General features: G+C 38.6%; 16 protein-coding genes. 9 read left to right on the plus strand and 7 right to left on the minus strand.

Annotated features, from left to right (window positions below; translation table 11 throughout):
- The first annotated feature begins 306 nt into the window (after window positions 1-306).
- Both DHW03_RS13860 and DHW03_RS13865 read left to right on the plus strand, forming a co-directional pair.
- Complete coding sequence (locus tag DHW03_RS13860) at window positions 307-1,068, plus strand: 5'-nucleotidase C-terminal domain-containing protein (RefSeq protein ID WP_109926420.1); 762 nt, start codon at window positions 307-309, stop codon at window positions 1,066-1,068.
- Window positions 1,061-1,975 (plus strand): bifunctional metallophosphatase/5'-nucleotidase, encoded by a 915-nt coding sequence (locus DHW03_RS13865; protein ID WP_109926421.1) that lies wholly within the window; start codon window positions 1,061-1,063, stop codon window positions 1,973-1,975. The genes DHW03_RS13860 and DHW03_RS13865 overlap by 8 nt, the downstream gene beginning before the upstream one ends.
- Here DHW03_RS13865 and DHW03_RS13870 read toward each other — a convergent pair whose 3' ends face one another.
- Both DHW03_RS13870 and DHW03_RS13880 read right to left on the minus strand, forming a co-directional pair.
- Window positions 1,976-3,511, minus strand: a complete 1,536-nt coding sequence (locus DHW03_RS13870; RefSeq protein ID WP_109926422.1) for a SulP family inorganic anion transporter — start codon at window positions 3,509-3,511, stop codon at window positions 1,976-1,978. It abuts the gene before it with no gap.
- Between the two features lie 898 nt (window positions 3,512-4,409).
- Window positions 4,410-5,561 carry a galactokinase gene (locus DHW03_RS13880; RefSeq protein ID WP_109926424.1) on the minus strand — a complete coding sequence of 384 codons (1,152 nt, stop codon included), beginning with the start codon at window positions 5,559-5,561 and terminating at the stop codon, window positions 4,410-4,412.
- 297 nt (window positions 5,562-5,858) lie between these two features.
- Between DHW03_RS13880 and DHW03_RS13885 the strand changes: the two genes are divergently transcribed.
- A complete protein-coding gene (locus DHW03_RS13885; RefSeq protein ID WP_109926425.1) occupies window positions 5,859-6,557 on the plus strand; it encodes an NUDIX hydrolase in 699 nt (232 codons plus the stop codon).
- A gap of 67 nt (window positions 6,558-6,624) precedes the next feature.
- Complete coding sequence (locus tag DHW03_RS13890) at window positions 6,625-6,909, plus strand: hypothetical protein (protein WP_133248526.1); 285 nt, start codon at window positions 6,625-6,627, stop codon at window positions 6,907-6,909.
- Between the two features lie 8 nt (window positions 6,910-6,917).
- Here the strand turns inward: DHW03_RS13890 and DHW03_RS13895 are convergent, their stop codons facing one another.
- On the minus strand, window positions 6,918-7,694 hold the full coding sequence (locus DHW03_RS13895; RefSeq protein WP_205941010.1) for a DUF72 domain-containing protein: 777 nt from the start codon (window positions 7,692-7,694) through the stop codon (window positions 6,918-6,920).
- A 143-nt stretch (window positions 7,695-7,837) separates the two neighbouring features.
- Between DHW03_RS13895 and DHW03_RS13900 the strand changes: the two genes are divergently transcribed.
- From DHW03_RS13900 to DHW03_RS13915, 4 genes are all read left to right on the plus strand, one after another.
- On the plus strand, window positions 7,838-8,071 hold the full coding sequence (locus tag DHW03_RS13900; RefSeq protein ID WP_109926427.1) for a hypothetical protein: 234 nt from the start codon (window positions 7,838-7,840) through the stop codon (window positions 8,069-8,071).
- Between the two features lie 18 nt (window positions 8,072-8,089).
- Window positions 8,090-9,844: an FAD/NAD(P)-binding protein gene (locus tag DHW03_RS13905; RefSeq protein ID WP_109926428.1), complete on the plus strand. Its 1,755-nt coding sequence runs from the start codon at window positions 8,090-8,092 to the stop codon at window positions 9,842-9,844.
- A gap of 53 nt (window positions 9,845-9,897) precedes the next feature.
- Window positions 9,898-10,479, plus strand: coding sequence for a DUF1543 domain-containing protein (locus DHW03_RS13910; RefSeq protein WP_109926429.1), 582 nt, complete (start codon window positions 9,898-9,900; stop codon window positions 10,477-10,479).
- A 675-nt stretch (window positions 10,480-11,154) separates the two neighbouring features.
- Window positions 11,155-13,428 (plus strand): GH92 family glycosyl hydrolase, encoded by a 2,274-nt coding sequence (locus tag DHW03_RS13915; protein ID WP_109926430.1) that lies wholly within the window; start codon window positions 11,155-11,157, stop codon window positions 13,426-13,428.
- Between the two features lie 23 nt (window positions 13,429-13,451).
- Here the strand turns inward: DHW03_RS13915 and DHW03_RS13920 are convergent, their stop codons facing one another.
- Genes DHW03_RS13920 through DHW03_RS13930 form a run of 3 tightly spaced genes read right to left on the minus strand, consistent with a single transcriptional unit; the run spans window position 13,452 to window position 14,882 of the window.
- On the minus strand, window positions 13,452-13,898 hold the full coding sequence (locus DHW03_RS13920) for a DUF1572 family protein (RefSeq protein WP_109926431.1): 447 nt from the start codon (window positions 13,896-13,898) through the stop codon (window positions 13,452-13,454).
- Between the two features lie 5 nt (window positions 13,899-13,903).
- Window positions 13,904-14,380: a GNAT family N-acetyltransferase gene (locus DHW03_RS13925; RefSeq protein ID WP_109926432.1), complete on the minus strand. Its 477-nt coding sequence runs from the start codon at window positions 14,378-14,380 to the stop codon at window positions 13,904-13,906.
- A gap of 28 nt (window positions 14,381-14,408) precedes the next feature.
- The gene (locus DHW03_RS13930) at window positions 14,409-14,882 is read right to left on the minus strand and encodes a VOC family protein (protein ID WP_205941011.1); all 474 of its coding nucleotides are present in this window, start codon (window positions 14,880-14,882) and stop codon (window positions 14,409-14,411) included.
- Between the two features lie 138 nt (window positions 14,883-15,020).
- Here DHW03_RS13930 and DHW03_RS13935 point away from each other — a divergent pair, with 138 nt between their 5' ends.
- Window positions 15,021-15,521: a GNAT family N-acetyltransferase gene (locus DHW03_RS13935; protein ID WP_109926433.1), complete on the plus strand. Its 501-nt coding sequence runs from the start codon at window positions 15,021-15,023 to the stop codon at window positions 15,519-15,521.
- Between the two features lie 480 nt (window positions 15,522-16,001).
- Here DHW03_RS13935 and DHW03_RS13940 read toward each other — a convergent pair whose 3' ends face one another.
- Window positions 16,002-16,991, minus strand: a complete 990-nt coding sequence (locus DHW03_RS13940; RefSeq protein WP_109926434.1) for a hypothetical protein — start codon at window positions 16,989-16,991, stop codon at window positions 16,002-16,004.

The raw sequence follows: 16,991 nt of genomic DNA on the forward strand, positions 1-16,991 counted from the left end.
TTTTAATAAAACCACCTGAGCATTAAAGCGCTCATATTTATGTATTTTTTCTGCTTGTAGATAATAAAACGAACACTTTGTTGTTGCACAAAGCATCACTTAGTAAAACGTTTAACCAAAATGGGAATGCAGATCTGTTTCTCCCTGTTATTCAGAACTTAAGGAAACGTATTTGGTGAAACAACAAATCGTCTGCAAAAAATGGATTTTCTGCAATCGGTTTTAAGCCTCCTTAACTATAATAATTTAGATACAGTCATTCTTGCCTAGCGCTAATCCCATATCTTTACGGCAGATTATTACATAATGACTAAAAAATTCTTAATTCGCTGGCAGGCGATATGGCTCCTCCCCCTTGCATTATTAATTTCCTGCAAACCTCATTTCGAGTTGGTAAAAGCAAAGCGAAAACAATACAATGTAAGCGATCAGGTTCAAGCCGATTCGGCCATTATAAAAACCTATCTGCCCTACAAGCAAAAAATGGAAGCAGAAATGAATGCGGTTATTGGCAAAGCCGATAGTATGCTATCGAAAGGAAAAGGACCCGAATCCCTTTTAAGCAATTTCTTTGCTGATGCTTGTTTAATCGAAGCTAAAAAGATAGATGCTAACATTGATTTCACCATGCCAAGCACTACAGGTGGTTTAAGAAATAGCCTGCCGAAAGGAAACATCACATTGGCCAATGTTTTTGAGTTAATGCCTTTTGAAAACGAACTTTTAGTTTTAAAACTTAAGGGAACTGATGTTCAAGACTTATTACAATTTATTGCGCAAAGCGGCGGTCAGCCAGTGGCGGGCATCACATTAAAAATCAACAATAAAACAGCAACAGACGTAAAAATTAACGGTCAGGCATTTGATGCGAGCAAAACCTATTCTGTTTTAACTTCAGATTACATTGCGGGCGGAGGAGACGATACTTTTGGCCTGCAGCATCCAATAGAAAAAAAGACATTAGGTTTAAAGGTGAGAGATGCCCTCATTAATTACATCAAAACACAAACAGCTGAAGGGAAAAGCATAACGACAACTTTGGACGGAAGGATTACTAAAAATGAATAGACGGAAATTTTTAACAGTTGGTGGCCTGGCAAGTGCTACACTTATGGTTGGAAACCCATTTAATGTTTTTGCGATGGGCGAAGTAAAAAAACTCACCATTCTCCATACCAATGATGTACACAGCAGGATAGAACCCTTCCCAATGGATGGCGGCAAATTGCAGGGCCTGGGTGGAGTTGCCCGGAGATCTACACTCATCCAAAAAATTAGATCAGAAGAAGAACAGGTGTTGTTGCTGGATGCTGGCGACATATTTCAGGGTACACCCTATTTTAATTTGTACGGCGGAGCACTCGAAATCAAATTGATGAGCCAAATGGGATACGATGCGGCTACGCTTGGCAACCACGATTTTGATAATGGAATTGAAGGATTTTATAAGCAATTGCCAAACGCAAACTTTCCGATTTTAATCAGCAACTACGATTTATCAAATACCATCATGCATAAATCAACGCTTCCATATAAAATTTTTAAAAAAGGCGGTTTAAAAATTGGTGTTTTTGGAATAGGCATAGATTTAGCCGGATTGGTAGAAAAAAAGAATTATCGCGAAACGGTCTATCAAGATCCAATTCAAAGGGCAAATGAAATGGCATCACGCTTAAAAAATGATTTGAACTGCGATCTAGTCATTTGCCTCTCTCATTTGGGTTACAGCTATCGCGACAATAAAGTATCGGATAAGGTGCTTGCCAAGCAAACAAGAAATATCGATTTAATTATTGGTGGCCATACCCATACCGCTATGGCAACACCAGAAGATGTTTCAAATCTAGACGGAAAAATTACCACCATCAATCAAGTGGGTTGGGCCGGAATTAATTTGGGCAGAATTGATTATTATTTCGAGAAAAAGAACCTAGCCAAAACATCGGGAAAGTACGAGATTGATAACACCATCTAACTATTTCTCTACCGCCACGCGATAAGATGGATCGTTGATAATATTAACTTCGATTACGTCATCTGCATTTTCGAGCAGCCTCCTACAATCTGGACTTAAATGCTGGAGATGCAGTTTCTTGTTTAGGGCTTTATAGCGTTCTGTAAGTTTGTTCAATGCATCAATTGCAGACATATCGTAAACTCGGCTTTCTTTAAAATCCACAATTACGTTTTCAGGATCTTTAGCAATATCAAATTGCTCATTAAAAGCGGTTACCGAACCAAAAAATAATGGTCCGAAAATGTTATAATGCTTTGCGCCGTTAACATCTATATAATGTTCTGCCCTAATCCTTTTGGCGCTCTCCCACGCAAAAACCAGTGCAGAAATAATTACCCCAACCAAAACGGCCAAAGCCAAATTATGGAGCCAAACCGTAATCACGGCCACTAAAATACCCACAAATATATCTTGTCGGGGCATTTTGTTAATCACTTTAAAGCTCATCCATTCAAAGGTGCCAATGGCCACCATCATCATTACGCCAACCAAAGCTGCCATTGGCACTCTTTCAATTACAGGTGCGCCAATTAAAATGATGAGCAGTATGGTTAATGCGGCAATAATCCCTGATAATCTTGCTCTTGCTCCTGCCGAAAGATTAACCAATGTTTGTGCAATCATTGGGCAGCCGCCCATTCCGTAAAAGAAACCATTTAACATATTTGCAATGCCTTGCGCTATACTTTCTCTATCGGCATTGCCTTTGGTTTCTGTAATTTCATCCACCAAGTTTAGGGTAAGCAAGCCTTCTGTTAGCCCAACTCCTGCCATAATTAATCCATAAGGGAAAATAATTTTAAGCATTTCTAAGTTTAGCGGAATGTTCGGAATATGGAAAGGCGGAAAACCCCCGCTAACCGATGCAATATCTTTAACCAGTTTAGTGTGAATGCCAAAACCAAAAACCAAACCAAAAACAACCATAATGGCCACAAGCGATGCCGGAACTGCCTTTGTAATTTTCGGCAATACAATTACGATGGCAATGGTTAGCGCCACAAGGCCCAGCATAATCCATAGTGGAGCGCCCGTAATCCATTCCGTTTTGCCATTAACAACAGTTTTAAACTGTTCCAATTGCGACATGAAAATAATCACCGCCAAACCATTTACAAAACCAAACATAACGGGTTGTGGCACTAGCCTAATAAACTTACCCAGTTTAAATAAGCCAACCACAATTTGAATCAAACCTGCAAGGGCAACCGCAGCAAATACATATTCAATGCCATGCGATTTCATTAAAGCAATAATTACAATTACGGTAGCACCTGCCCCACCCGATACCAAACCCGGCCTCCCGCCTAAAATTGCGGTTACCAATCCCATAATAAAAGCAGCGTACAAGCCTACCAATGGGGGAAAACCACCCAGAATAGCAAAAGACAAAGATTCAGGAATCATCGTCATGGCCACGGTGAGGCCGGCAAGGATTTCAATCCTGTAATTTATTTTTTGTGAGAAATCGAAAAGTTGAAGATAAGGCTTCATTAAAAATTGAGGGGATTTAAACGTGCAAATATCAAACATTCGCACCAGAATATAGCAACACAATAGCAGCTTCGTTAGTTTTAAAGCGGATTAAAAGAATCAAATATTTTTGCGCCGAGCGATCGTTCTGTGCATCAAAATCCTTAATTATTGGCCAAAACCCTACTCATACCTACCAGATAAGATAAAAGTTTCGAAAGCAGTTATAGTGGTTCTTGGGTCTGGTTCTGTCCCGCTCTACCTCCAAGCGCTATGAAAAATAGCGGCTTTCCGTCCTATCGGGTTTGGATTGCAATTGCAGTAAATCAATCAAGGTGTTGGGTGGAAAGCGTTTTTTCTGGGGCTGAACAGCCAAGTCTTTTCCTCCTGTGCCTTGGTTCAAGTCTTCACGAAACAATAAAAACATTTCCATAATGGTACGTGAGGATAGGTACCCTTGCGGTTCGCAGTTTATCGTGCACCAGCCCGAGTAAAATAAACCAGATTGAAACGGCAGCCCCCGATTTTTTCTATCGGGGCTATAGTGAAAAGCTGGACGAACATTAATACATGCACTGCCCTTGCTTTACAAATTTTATAAGTTGCTAATCAACAAGTTTGTTTGGCGGCTGCGAATGATTTTTTTAAGCAGTTACGTTTCTCCTGTGCCTTGGTTCGTGTCTTCACGAAACAATAAAAACATTTCCAAATGGTACGTGAGGATAGGTACCATTGCGGTTCGCAGTTTATGGTGCACCAGCCCGAGTAAAATAAACCAGATTGAAACGGCAGCCCCCGATTTTTTCTATCGGGGCTATAGTGAAAAGCTGGACGAACGTTAATACATGCACTGCCCTTGCTTTACAAATTTTATAAGTTGTTAATCAACGAGTTAGTTTGGCACCTGCAAATGAATTTTTTAAACAATCTCGCTCGTTCCATCGGCAGTTTCTACGATGTAAGCATCTAATTTAACGGAAAATTCTTTAAAGTATGTCTCACTGATGTTTTCGATCAATTCGTCAATATATTCAGTAGCAACGATGTTTAATGTACAACCACCAAATCCGCCCCCCATCATCCTTGCGCCCAGCACATAATCTAGTCCTTTTACCGAATCTACCAAGAAATCGAGTTCTTTACAACTCACTTCATATTCATTTCTCAAACCCTGATGAGTTTCGAACATCAAGGCGCCGAGCTCCTTTAACTTCCCATGTTCCAGATCAGTTGCAGCTTCAATTAGGCGAGCAATTTCACCCACAATAAACTTACATTTGGTATAAACATCTGTATCTTTTGGCTTAACATATTCATCGAGCATAGCCAAATCCACATCTCGTAGCGTTTCTACAGATGGGTGGGCTTCTTTAATCCAAGCTACCCCTTGTTCGCAAGATTCGCGACGCTTGTTGTAAGCACTTTCTGAAAGCGAGTGCTTTACATTGGTATTGAGCAGAACCAATTTGTGTCCATCTAATTGAAGGGGTACGTAACGATAATCCATCGATCGGCAATCCAACACAATGGCTTGATCCTTTTTGCCGAACACCGATGCAAATTGATCCATAATGCCACAATTTACGCCTGCAAAAGTATGCTCTGCCTTTTGGGCAATTAAGGCCATATCGAGCTTGGAGATAGACAATGAAAAAAGTTGATCGAGTGCAAAAGCAGTTGCACATTCTACCGCTGCCGACGAGGATAAACCAGCTCCCGGTGGCACATCGCCATCAATGTATAAATTGAAACCGCCAATTTTATAGCCCCTTTTTTGGAGTTGATCTGCAACGCCTAAAATATAATTGGGCCAGCCTTTTTTTGATGACTCTAGCGATGAAATGTTTGAGGTATGGGTTTGCTTAAAATCTTCTGCATAGAGGTGAATTTCATCATCCTCACGCTTAGATACGCCCAAATAAATTGCTTTGTTGATAGCGGCAGGCATTACAAAACCTCCGTTATAATCGGTATGCTCACCAATGATATTAATCCTTCCAGGCGACCTAACCACCAATGGATCATTATAATAAATGCTTTTAAATACTACTTTTAAACGTTCAATATCCATTTGGAAAGGATTTGGCTTTTTATATTGATATATTATGAATGCAATTCCCAGTTAGAAAAATCCGTAGCCAGCTCATGCAAAATATGGCTACCGCCATTGTCGGACATTGAGGTTTCTAAATGGAAAGTTTCTTGCATCTTTGTTTTCTATTTTGGTTAGACTTGCTACCACAAGAGCGTTGGCAAATTTTATCGTGCGACCAAATTATAAAATTTAAATTAATTGTCAAAATGACATTTAATTATATTTTTTATTTTTATGTAAATTTGAACATCTTACGCTCAATAAACTCTAATTATGATTGAATATTCTAGTCAGCCACACTACTTAGTTGCGGTAGATTGCATTGTTTTTGGCTTTGATGGGGCACATTTAAAAATTCTACTGGTTAAGCGTGGCATAGAACCCGAAATAAATAAATGGAGTTTAATGGGCGGTTTTGTAGGTGCCAATGAGAGTCCGGATGATGCCGCCAACCGTGTGCTGAAAAAAATGACCGGATTAGAAGGCGTGTATTTAGAGCAAATGCAAATTTATGGCGAACCTAAACGCGATCCCATTGAGCGGACTCTATCTGTTGGGTACTTTGCTTTAATTGATATTCATAAATATGAAGCTCAACTTAACACCGATTACGAAGCCGAATGGTTTTTGATTGGCGAGCGGCCCAAATTAATTTTTGATCACGACCAAATGGTTGCTGATGCCAGAAAAAAATTGAGGTATAAGGCATCTCTACACCCCATCTTGTTCGAAATGTTGCCCAAACAGTTTACTTTGCCTCAATTGCAAAATCTTTTTGAGGAAGTGAACGATACAAAAATGGATACGAGAAACTTCAGCAGAAAAATAACCTCGACAGGCTTGTTAATTAAACTAGAAGAAAAAGATAGATCGAGCTCAAAAAAGGGCGCCTATTATTTCAAACTCGACAAGAAAAAATATAAAGCCAAATTCCAGGCGTTTTTAAATTTGATTCCTAACCTTAAAAACTGATTGTAGAAAGCTTAGGGTTTAGCGCACTAAACTAAAACAATCCTCGGTGTAAAAGGGTTCATCCTGTATGGACGCTTTTAAAATATTTATTCATCACCATAATTTAAACTTGGAACTAACCATACTTCCAAATGAAGATGTTTACCAAATCATCAATAAGGGTAAAATGATTGGTGCACTTCGAAATTTAGATTCGGATTGGGAACTCTTACCCCTTGAAGATATTTTGGATGAACTGCCAATATTTGAGCGGGATTTAGATGATGAGCATGCTCCGCAAATAAATTTAGATACCCCAACCATTAATTTAATTACTGCAGAAATCGAGAATCATTTAAATCACTTGTATTAAACGTTAATCTAGCCTTCAAAACGCAATTCTTTAACAAAATCGTGTAATGTGCGCAGATTTTGGTAGGCCTCGCCCATCGTGTTGTTAAAATAAACGTACACTTCCTTGCCCTCCCGAAGCCAATCGCTAATATAATTGGCGTATTCAGAAAGAAAACTTTCATCGTAACTCCCCCGATAATTTCCACCCGGACCATGAAACCTCAAATAAACAAAGTTTGTGCTGAGCTCAATCATGGGCGTGTTGGCCGGCGATTTATCGTGGATAACCAATGCTACTTGTTGCTCGTTTAATAAATCATAAGTTTCCATTTTATACCACGATGGGTGCCTAAATTCAAGTGCAATCTTCCACCCAATGGGAACATATTCTCGGATTAAAGACAGTAATCTCTCCACTTTCAAAAACAAATCGGCCTTTAGGCTTGGCGGAAATTGAACAAGCAAAACACCCTGTTTAGCATGTGCGAAAGAAATGCTATCCATAAACTTTTGTAAAAGCAATGGATCGAAAACCAAACCCTTACTGTGTGTAATGTCTCTAAGGAGTTTAAAAGTAAATTTAAAATCATCACCCACCTCGTTAACCCATTTCGCAACAGTGCTCCCCATGGGGGTTTTGTAAAATGAACTGTTAATTTCTATCGAATTCATTAAAGAACTGTAAAAACATAGCCTGCTTTTTTCCTTAAACTCATCGGGGTAAAACGCTTTGTTAGGTACTGGCAGAGTTAGTCCGCTCGTTCCCATGTAAATTTTTGAAGCTGAAATTTTTGAACTTTTCATAAGGTGGCTTGTCATCGCAGAACCCCAAAAACAGCGGAATTGTTTTCTTTTGCCAAAGGCTACAACTTTTAAAATCTCCGCAAAAAACAAATGTTTAAAACAATTTCCCTTTTTTTAGATTGTATGAAGAACAATAGCCGAGTATGAAATTAACAGAGAAAACAATAAGCGCCGATTTGCAAAAATTCATCGAAAAATTTGAACCCAACAAATACAAAACTTTAGTTAAGGGAATTGAGATTAGGGGGATAAACGATATTCACAGAAGCATTACGATGGCTAAGGCTTTGATTGAAAAATTTAAGCTAAACCTAACTGTTAACCATACCGCCGAAATGGTGGGCTATGGTGGTTTTGAAGTTAATAACGCAGATTAATACCAACGATATTGCACCATGCAAAGCCAACATTCAGAAAATAAAATACAGATTGCAATTTTAGGCGGTGGCCCAAGCGGACTTTTTATGTTCAAAAGGCTGTTAGATTCGCGTAGAACCGACTTTTCGATAGACATTATTGAAAAAAATACGCAGCTTGGGGCGGGCATGCCTTACAGTACAAAAGGCGCTAACGATGAGCACATTACCAATGTATCTGGAAATGAAATACCCGATCTGGTTACCTCTATTGCCGACTGGATTAAAACCGTTCCGCAAGAAACCTTAGATCGTTTTCACATCGATGCCGAAAAATTTAACGATTTTAAAGTGTTGCCTAGGCTCTTATTTGGTCAATATCTTTCTGCCCAGTTTGATTTGTTATTGGCAAAAGCAAAGGAAAATGGAATTGAAACCAACGTACACTTGAATAGTCCCGTAACCGATATCATCGACCATCCGGAAAGGGATAAAGTGGAGGTAGAAATCTCTGGTGAAACACTTCTAGAATACGACAACATCATCATTTGCACGGGGCACCGATGGCCTTCTAAAAACGAGAAAGTTTTTCAAGGCTATTTCGATTCACCCTATCCACCAGCTAAACTTGCCTTTAAAATAAATCATCCGGTTGCCATAAAAGGCTCATCGCTAACGGCTATTGATGCAATTCGTACCATGGCCAGGCAAAACGGAACTTTCCAATGGAAAAATGAAGATAAATTGGTTTACAAACTGAATGAGGATAGTCCCGAATTTAAAATGGTGATGCACTCCAGAAGTGGACTTTTACCTGCCATTCGTTTTCATCTTGCCGATTCTCATTTATTGAAAGATTCAGTTTTGAGCCATGAAGTTGTCGAAAAAAATAAGGCAGAAAATGGTGGCTTCCTATCTCTAGATTTTGTTTTTGAGCAAAATTTTAAGGAGATGATTCGGGATAAAGAACCTGGCTTTTATGATCAAATTAGAGACATGAGCATCGAAACCTTTGTCGATTCGATGATGGATTTAAGAGAGCGCATTGATCCTTTTTTGTTGTTTAAAGCAGAATATACCGAAGCAGAAAAATCAATAAAACGCAAAGAATCGGTTTATTGGAAGGAAATGCTAGCGGTACTCAGCTTCGCCATGAACTATCCAGCCAAACATTTCTCCGCAGAGGACATGCAAAGACTTCAAAAAGTTTTAATGCCTCTAATTTCAATTGTAATTGCTTTCGTTCCGCAAGGATCTGTAGAAGAAATGCTAGCCTTATATGATGCTGGGATATTGGAAATTATTCCTGTAGGAGATGACAGTTACACCGAACCTCGCGAGGAAGGTGGAGCGGTATATTTTTATACAGACGAAATGAATCAACAACACAACCCATATTTTAAAACCTTTGTTGATTGTGTTGGTCAACCCCATTTAAACTATCAAGATTTGCCATACAAAAGCTTGTTAAGCAAGAGAACCGTTAGCCGAGCTCGCATTAAATTTAAAGATGAAACCATTGGCAAACAAGCCATGGAAAACGGGAATGACAAAGTTGAAACCGATGGTAACGGCAATTATTATTTAAATGTTCCAGGTATTACCATCAACGATAATTTTCAAATTTTAGATGATTATGGCGCCATCAATAACCGCATTTACATTATGGCAGTACCCTATATCGGTGGCTTTAACCCTGATTATTCTGGCTTAGATTTTTGCGAGGCCGCATCAGAAAACGTGATTAAAAGCCTGGTCGATTCTAAACCCCAATATGATTTTCTTAAACAATAGGTGGCTATAGCCGTTTACTAAGAAAAGTATATCTTCAAACAAAAACATTAAACATGAGTGATGACCAGCAAACATCCCTAAAACCAAAACTTTTTATGTTGCTATTGGGATCGAAAGCGCCCAAGAGAAATGTAGAACAACACGATTACTTTTTCGGAATTGCACACACCTTAAAAGAGCTGGTTCCACAAATTAAAGCCTTTTGGCCAGAAGCTGGATCAAGCATTCACATAGATGGCTGGCGGGAAGTTACCGCAGTTGATGGATTCAAAATTAGCGTAGTGGCTAAAGGTGAGCACTTATCGCATTCAACGAAGAAGCTATATTTCATTAACTTAGGCGGTTATCAAAGCAATAAATTAGAAGAGCAGCATTACACCATTCTATCCGTACAAGACGATCGCGCAACGGCCATTCAAAACGCTAAAAAGACGGTATTTTTTAAAACCAATAGCATAAAAGGTGCAAACTCGCACATCGATGAAAAATATGGAATTGATGTGGATGACATTTATAAAATAGAAGATATCTTGAACAATGCGAGTAAAGAAAAATACCACATCGAGATTTATCCGTCGGCGAACTTGCCAGAAGATGAAATTCATTTGGGGTATTTTAAGTTAGATAAGATTTAGTTCGTTTTAGCTGGGGATTACGCGGAAACTGAATCCAACGGCATCAAATAATTGGAAAAAACTGCCCACAGATTGGCGCAGAACCGAAATCCATCAACACCAAGTGATTAAAAAAAACTCCCCCGCAGATTCACGCAGAAACTAACCACCAGCACTAATACTTGCAAAATACCTAACCCGCAGATTCACGCAGAACCCAAATCCAATGAACACCAAATAATTAAAAAAACTACTCGCAGATTGGCGCAGAACCATAGTCCAATCAGTATCAAATGATTGAAAAAACTCCCCGCAGATTCACGCAGAAACTAACCACCAGCACTAACAATTGCAAAATGCCTAACCCGCAGATTCACGCAGAACCATAATCCAATCAGCATAATTGAAAAAACTGCCCGTAGATTGATGCAAAACTGGAATCCAATCACAGGCATGAACTTGATTTGCGAAAAAAAAATAGTAAGAAACAAACAAATAGTCTTCAATAATATCCCCCCGCCCATCCCGAAAAATCAAGTCAAACACCGCATTTGATCATGATTTAATAAAACGTTTTACTAACTTAGCTCTTCATTCAAAATCTTCAACACGAATGATACATTTACAGTCTAACCACGTATAAAAAATATTTTCCAAAAAATGCTATGTTTGCCCATCCCTAGCCAAAAAATAAACATGAAAAAATCCATTTACAAGACAAGCATCCTGATTTTTTTCTTCAATATCTGCATAAATTTTGCAAATGCACAACTAAAAAAACAGCCTGTAGATTACGTAAATCCATACATCGGCAACATCAGCCATTTACTTGTGCCAACCTATCCTACTGTTCATTTACCCAACAGTTTGTTGCGTGTTTATCCTGAACGGGATAATTTTACCAGTAACACCATTAACGGTTTGCCAATCGTGATTACCAGTCACCGAGGGAGTTCAGCCTTTAATTTAAGTCCCTTCCAGGGCAATATCAACAGCATCAAAAGCACACTCAACTACGGTTACGATAACGAAGTTATTAAACCCTATTATTACGAGGTAGATTTAGATGATTATGGTATAAATGTACAATTTGCACCTTCACACCAATCGGGGATTTATGCCATCAATTTTTCAAACGTCAATCAAAATCCTTATTTGATATTAAATACCAGAGATGGCGAACTAAAAGTAAACCAAAACACGGTTAGTGGTTTCCAGAAATTGGATAACAACACAAAAGTTTACCTCTATCTGGAAACAGATTTATCCCCAACAGAAGCAGGGACGCACAAAAACGACCAGATTGATACCAAAAATCAATCTACCTCTGGTAGAAACGCTTATCTCCTTTTGAAATACCCCGCAAAAACGAAGCAGATTAAAGCCCATTATGGCATATCATTTATCAATGTAGAGCAGGCCAAGAACAATCTGCGCCGAGAAATTAAAGATTATAATCTAAATCAAGTTGCTCAAAACGGAAAAAATATTTGGAATGCAACACTCGGAAAAATTATGGTGGAAGGCTCGGATGAAACGGCGAAAACCATTTTTTATACCTCGCTATATCGCACTTACGAGCGTATGATTTCATTATCTGAAGATGGAAAATATTTTAGCGCATTTGATGGTAAAGTTCATAATGATAATGGCGTTCCTTTTTTTACAGACGATTGGATTTGGGATACCTATCGGGCAACCCACCCACTTAGAGTAATTATCGAGCCCAAAATGGAAGGGAACATGATCAATTCATATCTTCGAATGGCGCAACAAATGGACGACCATTGGATGCCAACCTTCCCAGAAGTTACGGGCGACAGCAGACGCATGAACAGTAACCATGGCGTAGCAACCATTATTGATGCTTACAACAAAGGCCTAAGGAGCTTCAATTTGGAAGAAGCCTACCAGTATTGCAAGGCAGGCATCACCGAAAAAACGCTTTCCCCTTGGTCGTCAAAAAAAGCTGGTGTTTTAGATCAGTTTTTTAAAGATAAAGGTTATTTCCCAGCTTTACCTTCAGGCGAAAAAGAAACGGCACCAGAAGTTCACGGCTTCGAAAAACGCCAGCCAATTGCAGTAACCTTGGGTACAGTTTATGATGAATGGTGCTTAGGCAACATAGCACAGCAATTAGGCAAAACAGCCGATGCAAAATACTTTCTAGATAAAAGCTTAAGTTACCACACCGTATTTAATCCAGAAACGAAATTTTTTCACCCCAAAGATGCGGATGGCAAATTTATCCAACCGCTTGATTATCGCTTTTCTGGTGGCTTAGGGGCTAGAGAAACTTATGATGAAAACAATGGTTGGCTCTACAGATGGGATGTTTTGCATAATGTAGGCGATTTGGTGAACATGATTGGTGGCAAACAAGCTTTTGTGGATGAATTAGAAAAAATGTACAATACCTCGTTGGGAAAAAGTAGATACGATTTTTATGCCCAATTGCCTGATCATACCGGCAATGTCGGGCAGTTTTCAATGGGAAACGAACCGGCCATGCACATCCCTTATTTATACAATTATGCCGGACAACCCTGGCGTACGCAAAAACGGGTTCGCAGTTTGTTGGCGCAATGGTTTCGCAACGACTTAATGGGAATTCCTGGCGATGAAGACGGTGGCGGACTGACCTCATTCGTGGTGTTTTCTGAAATGGGTTTTTACCCCATGACCCCTGGTTTACCCATGTATGTTATTGGTAGTCCAACATTTGCCAACGTTAAACTCGATCTTGGAAACGGAAAAAAATTCGAACTCTCTTGCCTAAATTATGCACCAGAGAATAAATACATACAATCGGCAAAACTAAACGGACAGGTATGGAACAAATCGTGGTTTTCACATGAGGATTTGATGAAAGGCGGCAAATTAGAATTGGTAATGGGCAAACGTCCTAATAAACTTTGGGCTTCAGAAGATGGCGCTATCCCACCATCTTTTAAAATGCCGACAAAATAATGATCCGTTGAATTTTTAGAAATCTAACTATCCAACAATCGCCTATGGTAATTAATTTGACCCAAATGATAGGCTAAATGGGTAGTTAGATGAATTAAAAAGTATAAGTATGAAGTTGCCTCATTGAGCACAACTATTGGATATTCACGCTCCAAATCAGCTTCACTCAGCTGCCCTAAACATTGACTAACAACCACAACGGTTTCATCAATTTTTTGGAGCAATTCTACTCTTGGAATGCCTTTCAACGAAAACTCAAGAGGCCGGTCTCTAACATACCCGGTATTGCCAATTTCATTGCCGATATACGTATTCAGGTTACCAATGATGTGAAGACAAAGATTTCCTGCCGAATTGGCGATCGTAGCCTCCACTTTCCAAAGATTTTCTTCGTGATTATACAATTCTATTTCTGTACGCAAACGCCCTAAATCCCTTGTAAATAAGTCTGTTAAAGCTTGTATAATCATACTATTCAGAGTTTATAAATAAGTTCATCTATTTCTGCCTGCCGTGCATTAGCAAATCCTTTATCCTGCCCCACTTTTCTGAAGCCACAATGTTCTAAAACTTTTTGAGAGCCATAATTATCAAAAGCAACACGACCAAAAATCGGTCTGGATTTTTCCTCTTCCAAGAACGCTTTCAGCGCACTTGAAGCAACGCCCATGCCCCAAAATTTTTTTTCAATCCAATAGGTAAGTTCAGCCTCATCTCCTAAAACAAATTTGGCAAGGCTCCCTACAATCACATCATTTAACCAAATGGTTTTCATGTTGATATTTGGATCCGCTAAATGCTTGGTGTACTTTTCGATATAGGCATCCCTACACAATGGTTTCTTTGGTGTAAAAGCCGCTAAATAACGTGCCTCCTCATCCAATTGAAACTCGAAAAATGTGCCCAATTCGCTTATCTTTGTTGAGGTTAATTTGATTTTAATATTTTTCATGGAAACGTTCGGATGATCTAAACCAACTTTAATCCTTTGGCTCCCAAAGCTCAATTTTATTTTCTTCAGCGTCTAAAATATGAACAAATTTCCCATAATCGTAAGTCTGAATTTCATCAACAATGGTAACGCCTTCTCTTTTTAAATCGGCAACAAGGGCTTCTAAATTTTCGACCCGATAGTTGATCATGAAATCTTTTGTAGAAGGCTCGAAGTATTTTGTCGTTTCAGCAAAGGGTGTCCATTGCGTTTGCGCTTTTTTTGTACTGTCGGCACCTTCGTACCAATCAAAAGTTGCCCCATAGGGATTAGTATTTAAACCCAAGTGCTTTTGGTACCATTCGGTTACCTTTTTTGGGTCTTTGCACTTAAAAAAGACACCACCAATGCCAGTTACTTTTTTCATCTTCTTTTTATTTTGATTGATTAGGATTGACTTGAATGCGAAACCCGATGCAAAAGAGGCAGTAATCATTAAAACAACGAATAAAATTTTTTTCATTTTATCTGAAAATAAGGTATTTACAAAGCTTATCGCTAACTAATATATAAAGGAATCGCCATATTCTCAAATGAAGATTCTTCGGTTTTAGATAGTGAATTTATTTTGGCTTCATCTTCTTGCGATTATATTTGCACCATGACAATAAGAATTGCCCAATTAGTTGATGTACCAAAAATAATGCTTCTGGTAAAAAAAGCAATCCCATTAATGCATGCTATCGGGAATTTCCAATGGGGAGATGATTATCCAAATCCAGCAGTATTTGAGGCCGACATTAAAATTGGTCAACTTTGGGTGGCAGAAATTAATGGTCAGGTTGTGGGCGTTTCAGCCATTACAACAGATCAAGATCCAGAATATACCGATGCTGGTTGGGACATCACCGAAGAGGCTATTGTAACCCATCGCTTGGCTGTAGATCCCGACTACCAAGGCAAAGGGATTGCAAGAGCACTTATGACACAGGCTGAGGCTGTTGCATTGCATCGCAACATAAAAATTTTACGGGTAGATACTAATAGCGAAAACTTAGCCACAAATGCGCTTTTCCCAAAATTGGGTTACAACTTTAGCGGTGAAATTGGTTTGGCTAAACGCCCAGGACTTCGTTTTTTCTGCTACCAAAAGTTGTTGTAAAAAAATCTCTTAGAAAAGGCTGCACCATTATCATTTGTGCTTTTGGTCTCCAAATAACTTGCAAAACGATTATTGTGCTTTCAAAGCTTCAATTTTGTCTGTTTGTTTTGAAAGATAGCCCAAGGCATCGTCACCCAAGTATATTTTACCGTATTGGTTCATTTTAAATGATTTTTTTGTGATTCCAAATTAAGGTTGATTGAAGATCCACTAAAATGCATCAGTTATCCTACCAAAAAAAAATCCCCACATTGCTGTGGGGATTGGCTCCCGAAGCTATTTACTTTTCTAGAAACTTACTCGACGACCTTACGAGAATCGCAAAGATTGATGAAAATAATTTGGAATAACATAATGATATTTACACTATGGCAAAAAACTCAAAAAATTGCTTGGAAATAGTCAAGTAATACATGATTTCTACGGTACTTGTTACTAGCACTTTTAAACTGCTGTTTAATTTAAATGTTTATCAAGGCATTAATCAATACTCATCAACTCGTGCAAAATATCAGTTTTAAATTTACTAAATGTTCTTTTGTGAAAGTCATTTACACTGTACTCTACTCCAAAGATCATTCTATAAATTTCTGTTTTGCTGATCTGAAAGTGGTTCAGAGTTTCATTAAATAGGACATCAAGATAATTTTCGGAATACTTCTTCTTCAAGTCAATCAGGTCTTTTAGTTCTAGATCGGCATGGGCATCATATATCTCTTTCATTTTCATTTCACTTAGAAATCTGCTCATTTTTGTATTTGGATCAACGAGAATTTCTACAGCATAACTTGCTTCTCCTCGCTGACTGTAACTGAACTTAAAGTGTTGATCTTTCTCCAAGATATAAGGATGAATGTGTGTAGATAGATGATACATATCGTCGCCTTTAACCGAACTGTTGCATACTGAACAACTTGGTATTAGGTTATAAAACGAAAGACCAAATACTGGAAAAATTGAATGCGCGTACCAGTGGTCAAATTGAGGTCTGGTGATTCGTGTACCGGAATTAATCTTGCCAGTTACTGCATCTTTGTATTGAATAGTGCTAGTATACAATCTGTTGCAGTAGGTACAGGTATTTCTGTTTAGTGATTTGGCTAAAGTGTAAGACCTAGTTTTCGATTTACTAATGAACTGTTCATAATCGAAAATATCGAGTAGCTTATTTACGTTTTTATAGCGTTTAAGGTGATTTGGAATATTTTTCGCTCTCTTACCCTCGATATAACTCAAATAGTCCACTTCAGTAAACCCTTGAATTACCTTCGGCATAATCTCTAAGTGGAGTTGCATTAGATCGTTAGGTTTTGCAACCAAAATTTCGATTATTTTCTCAAGAGTTAAATGTCTTTTTGTTCCGGCATTTAATTTAGAATCTGCAGCATTGACCTTTCCAAATATTTTTGGTGCCAACTTCTTGTGGTAGTCATCAAGAACCTGTTTGCTTGGGTGTGGTAAATAAAGCAT

The organism is Pedobacter yonginensis, from assembly GCF_003173595.1.
GTDB classification, from domain to species: Bacteria; Bacteroidota; Bacteroidia; order Sphingobacteriales; family Sphingobacteriaceae; genus Pedobacter; species Pedobacter yonginense.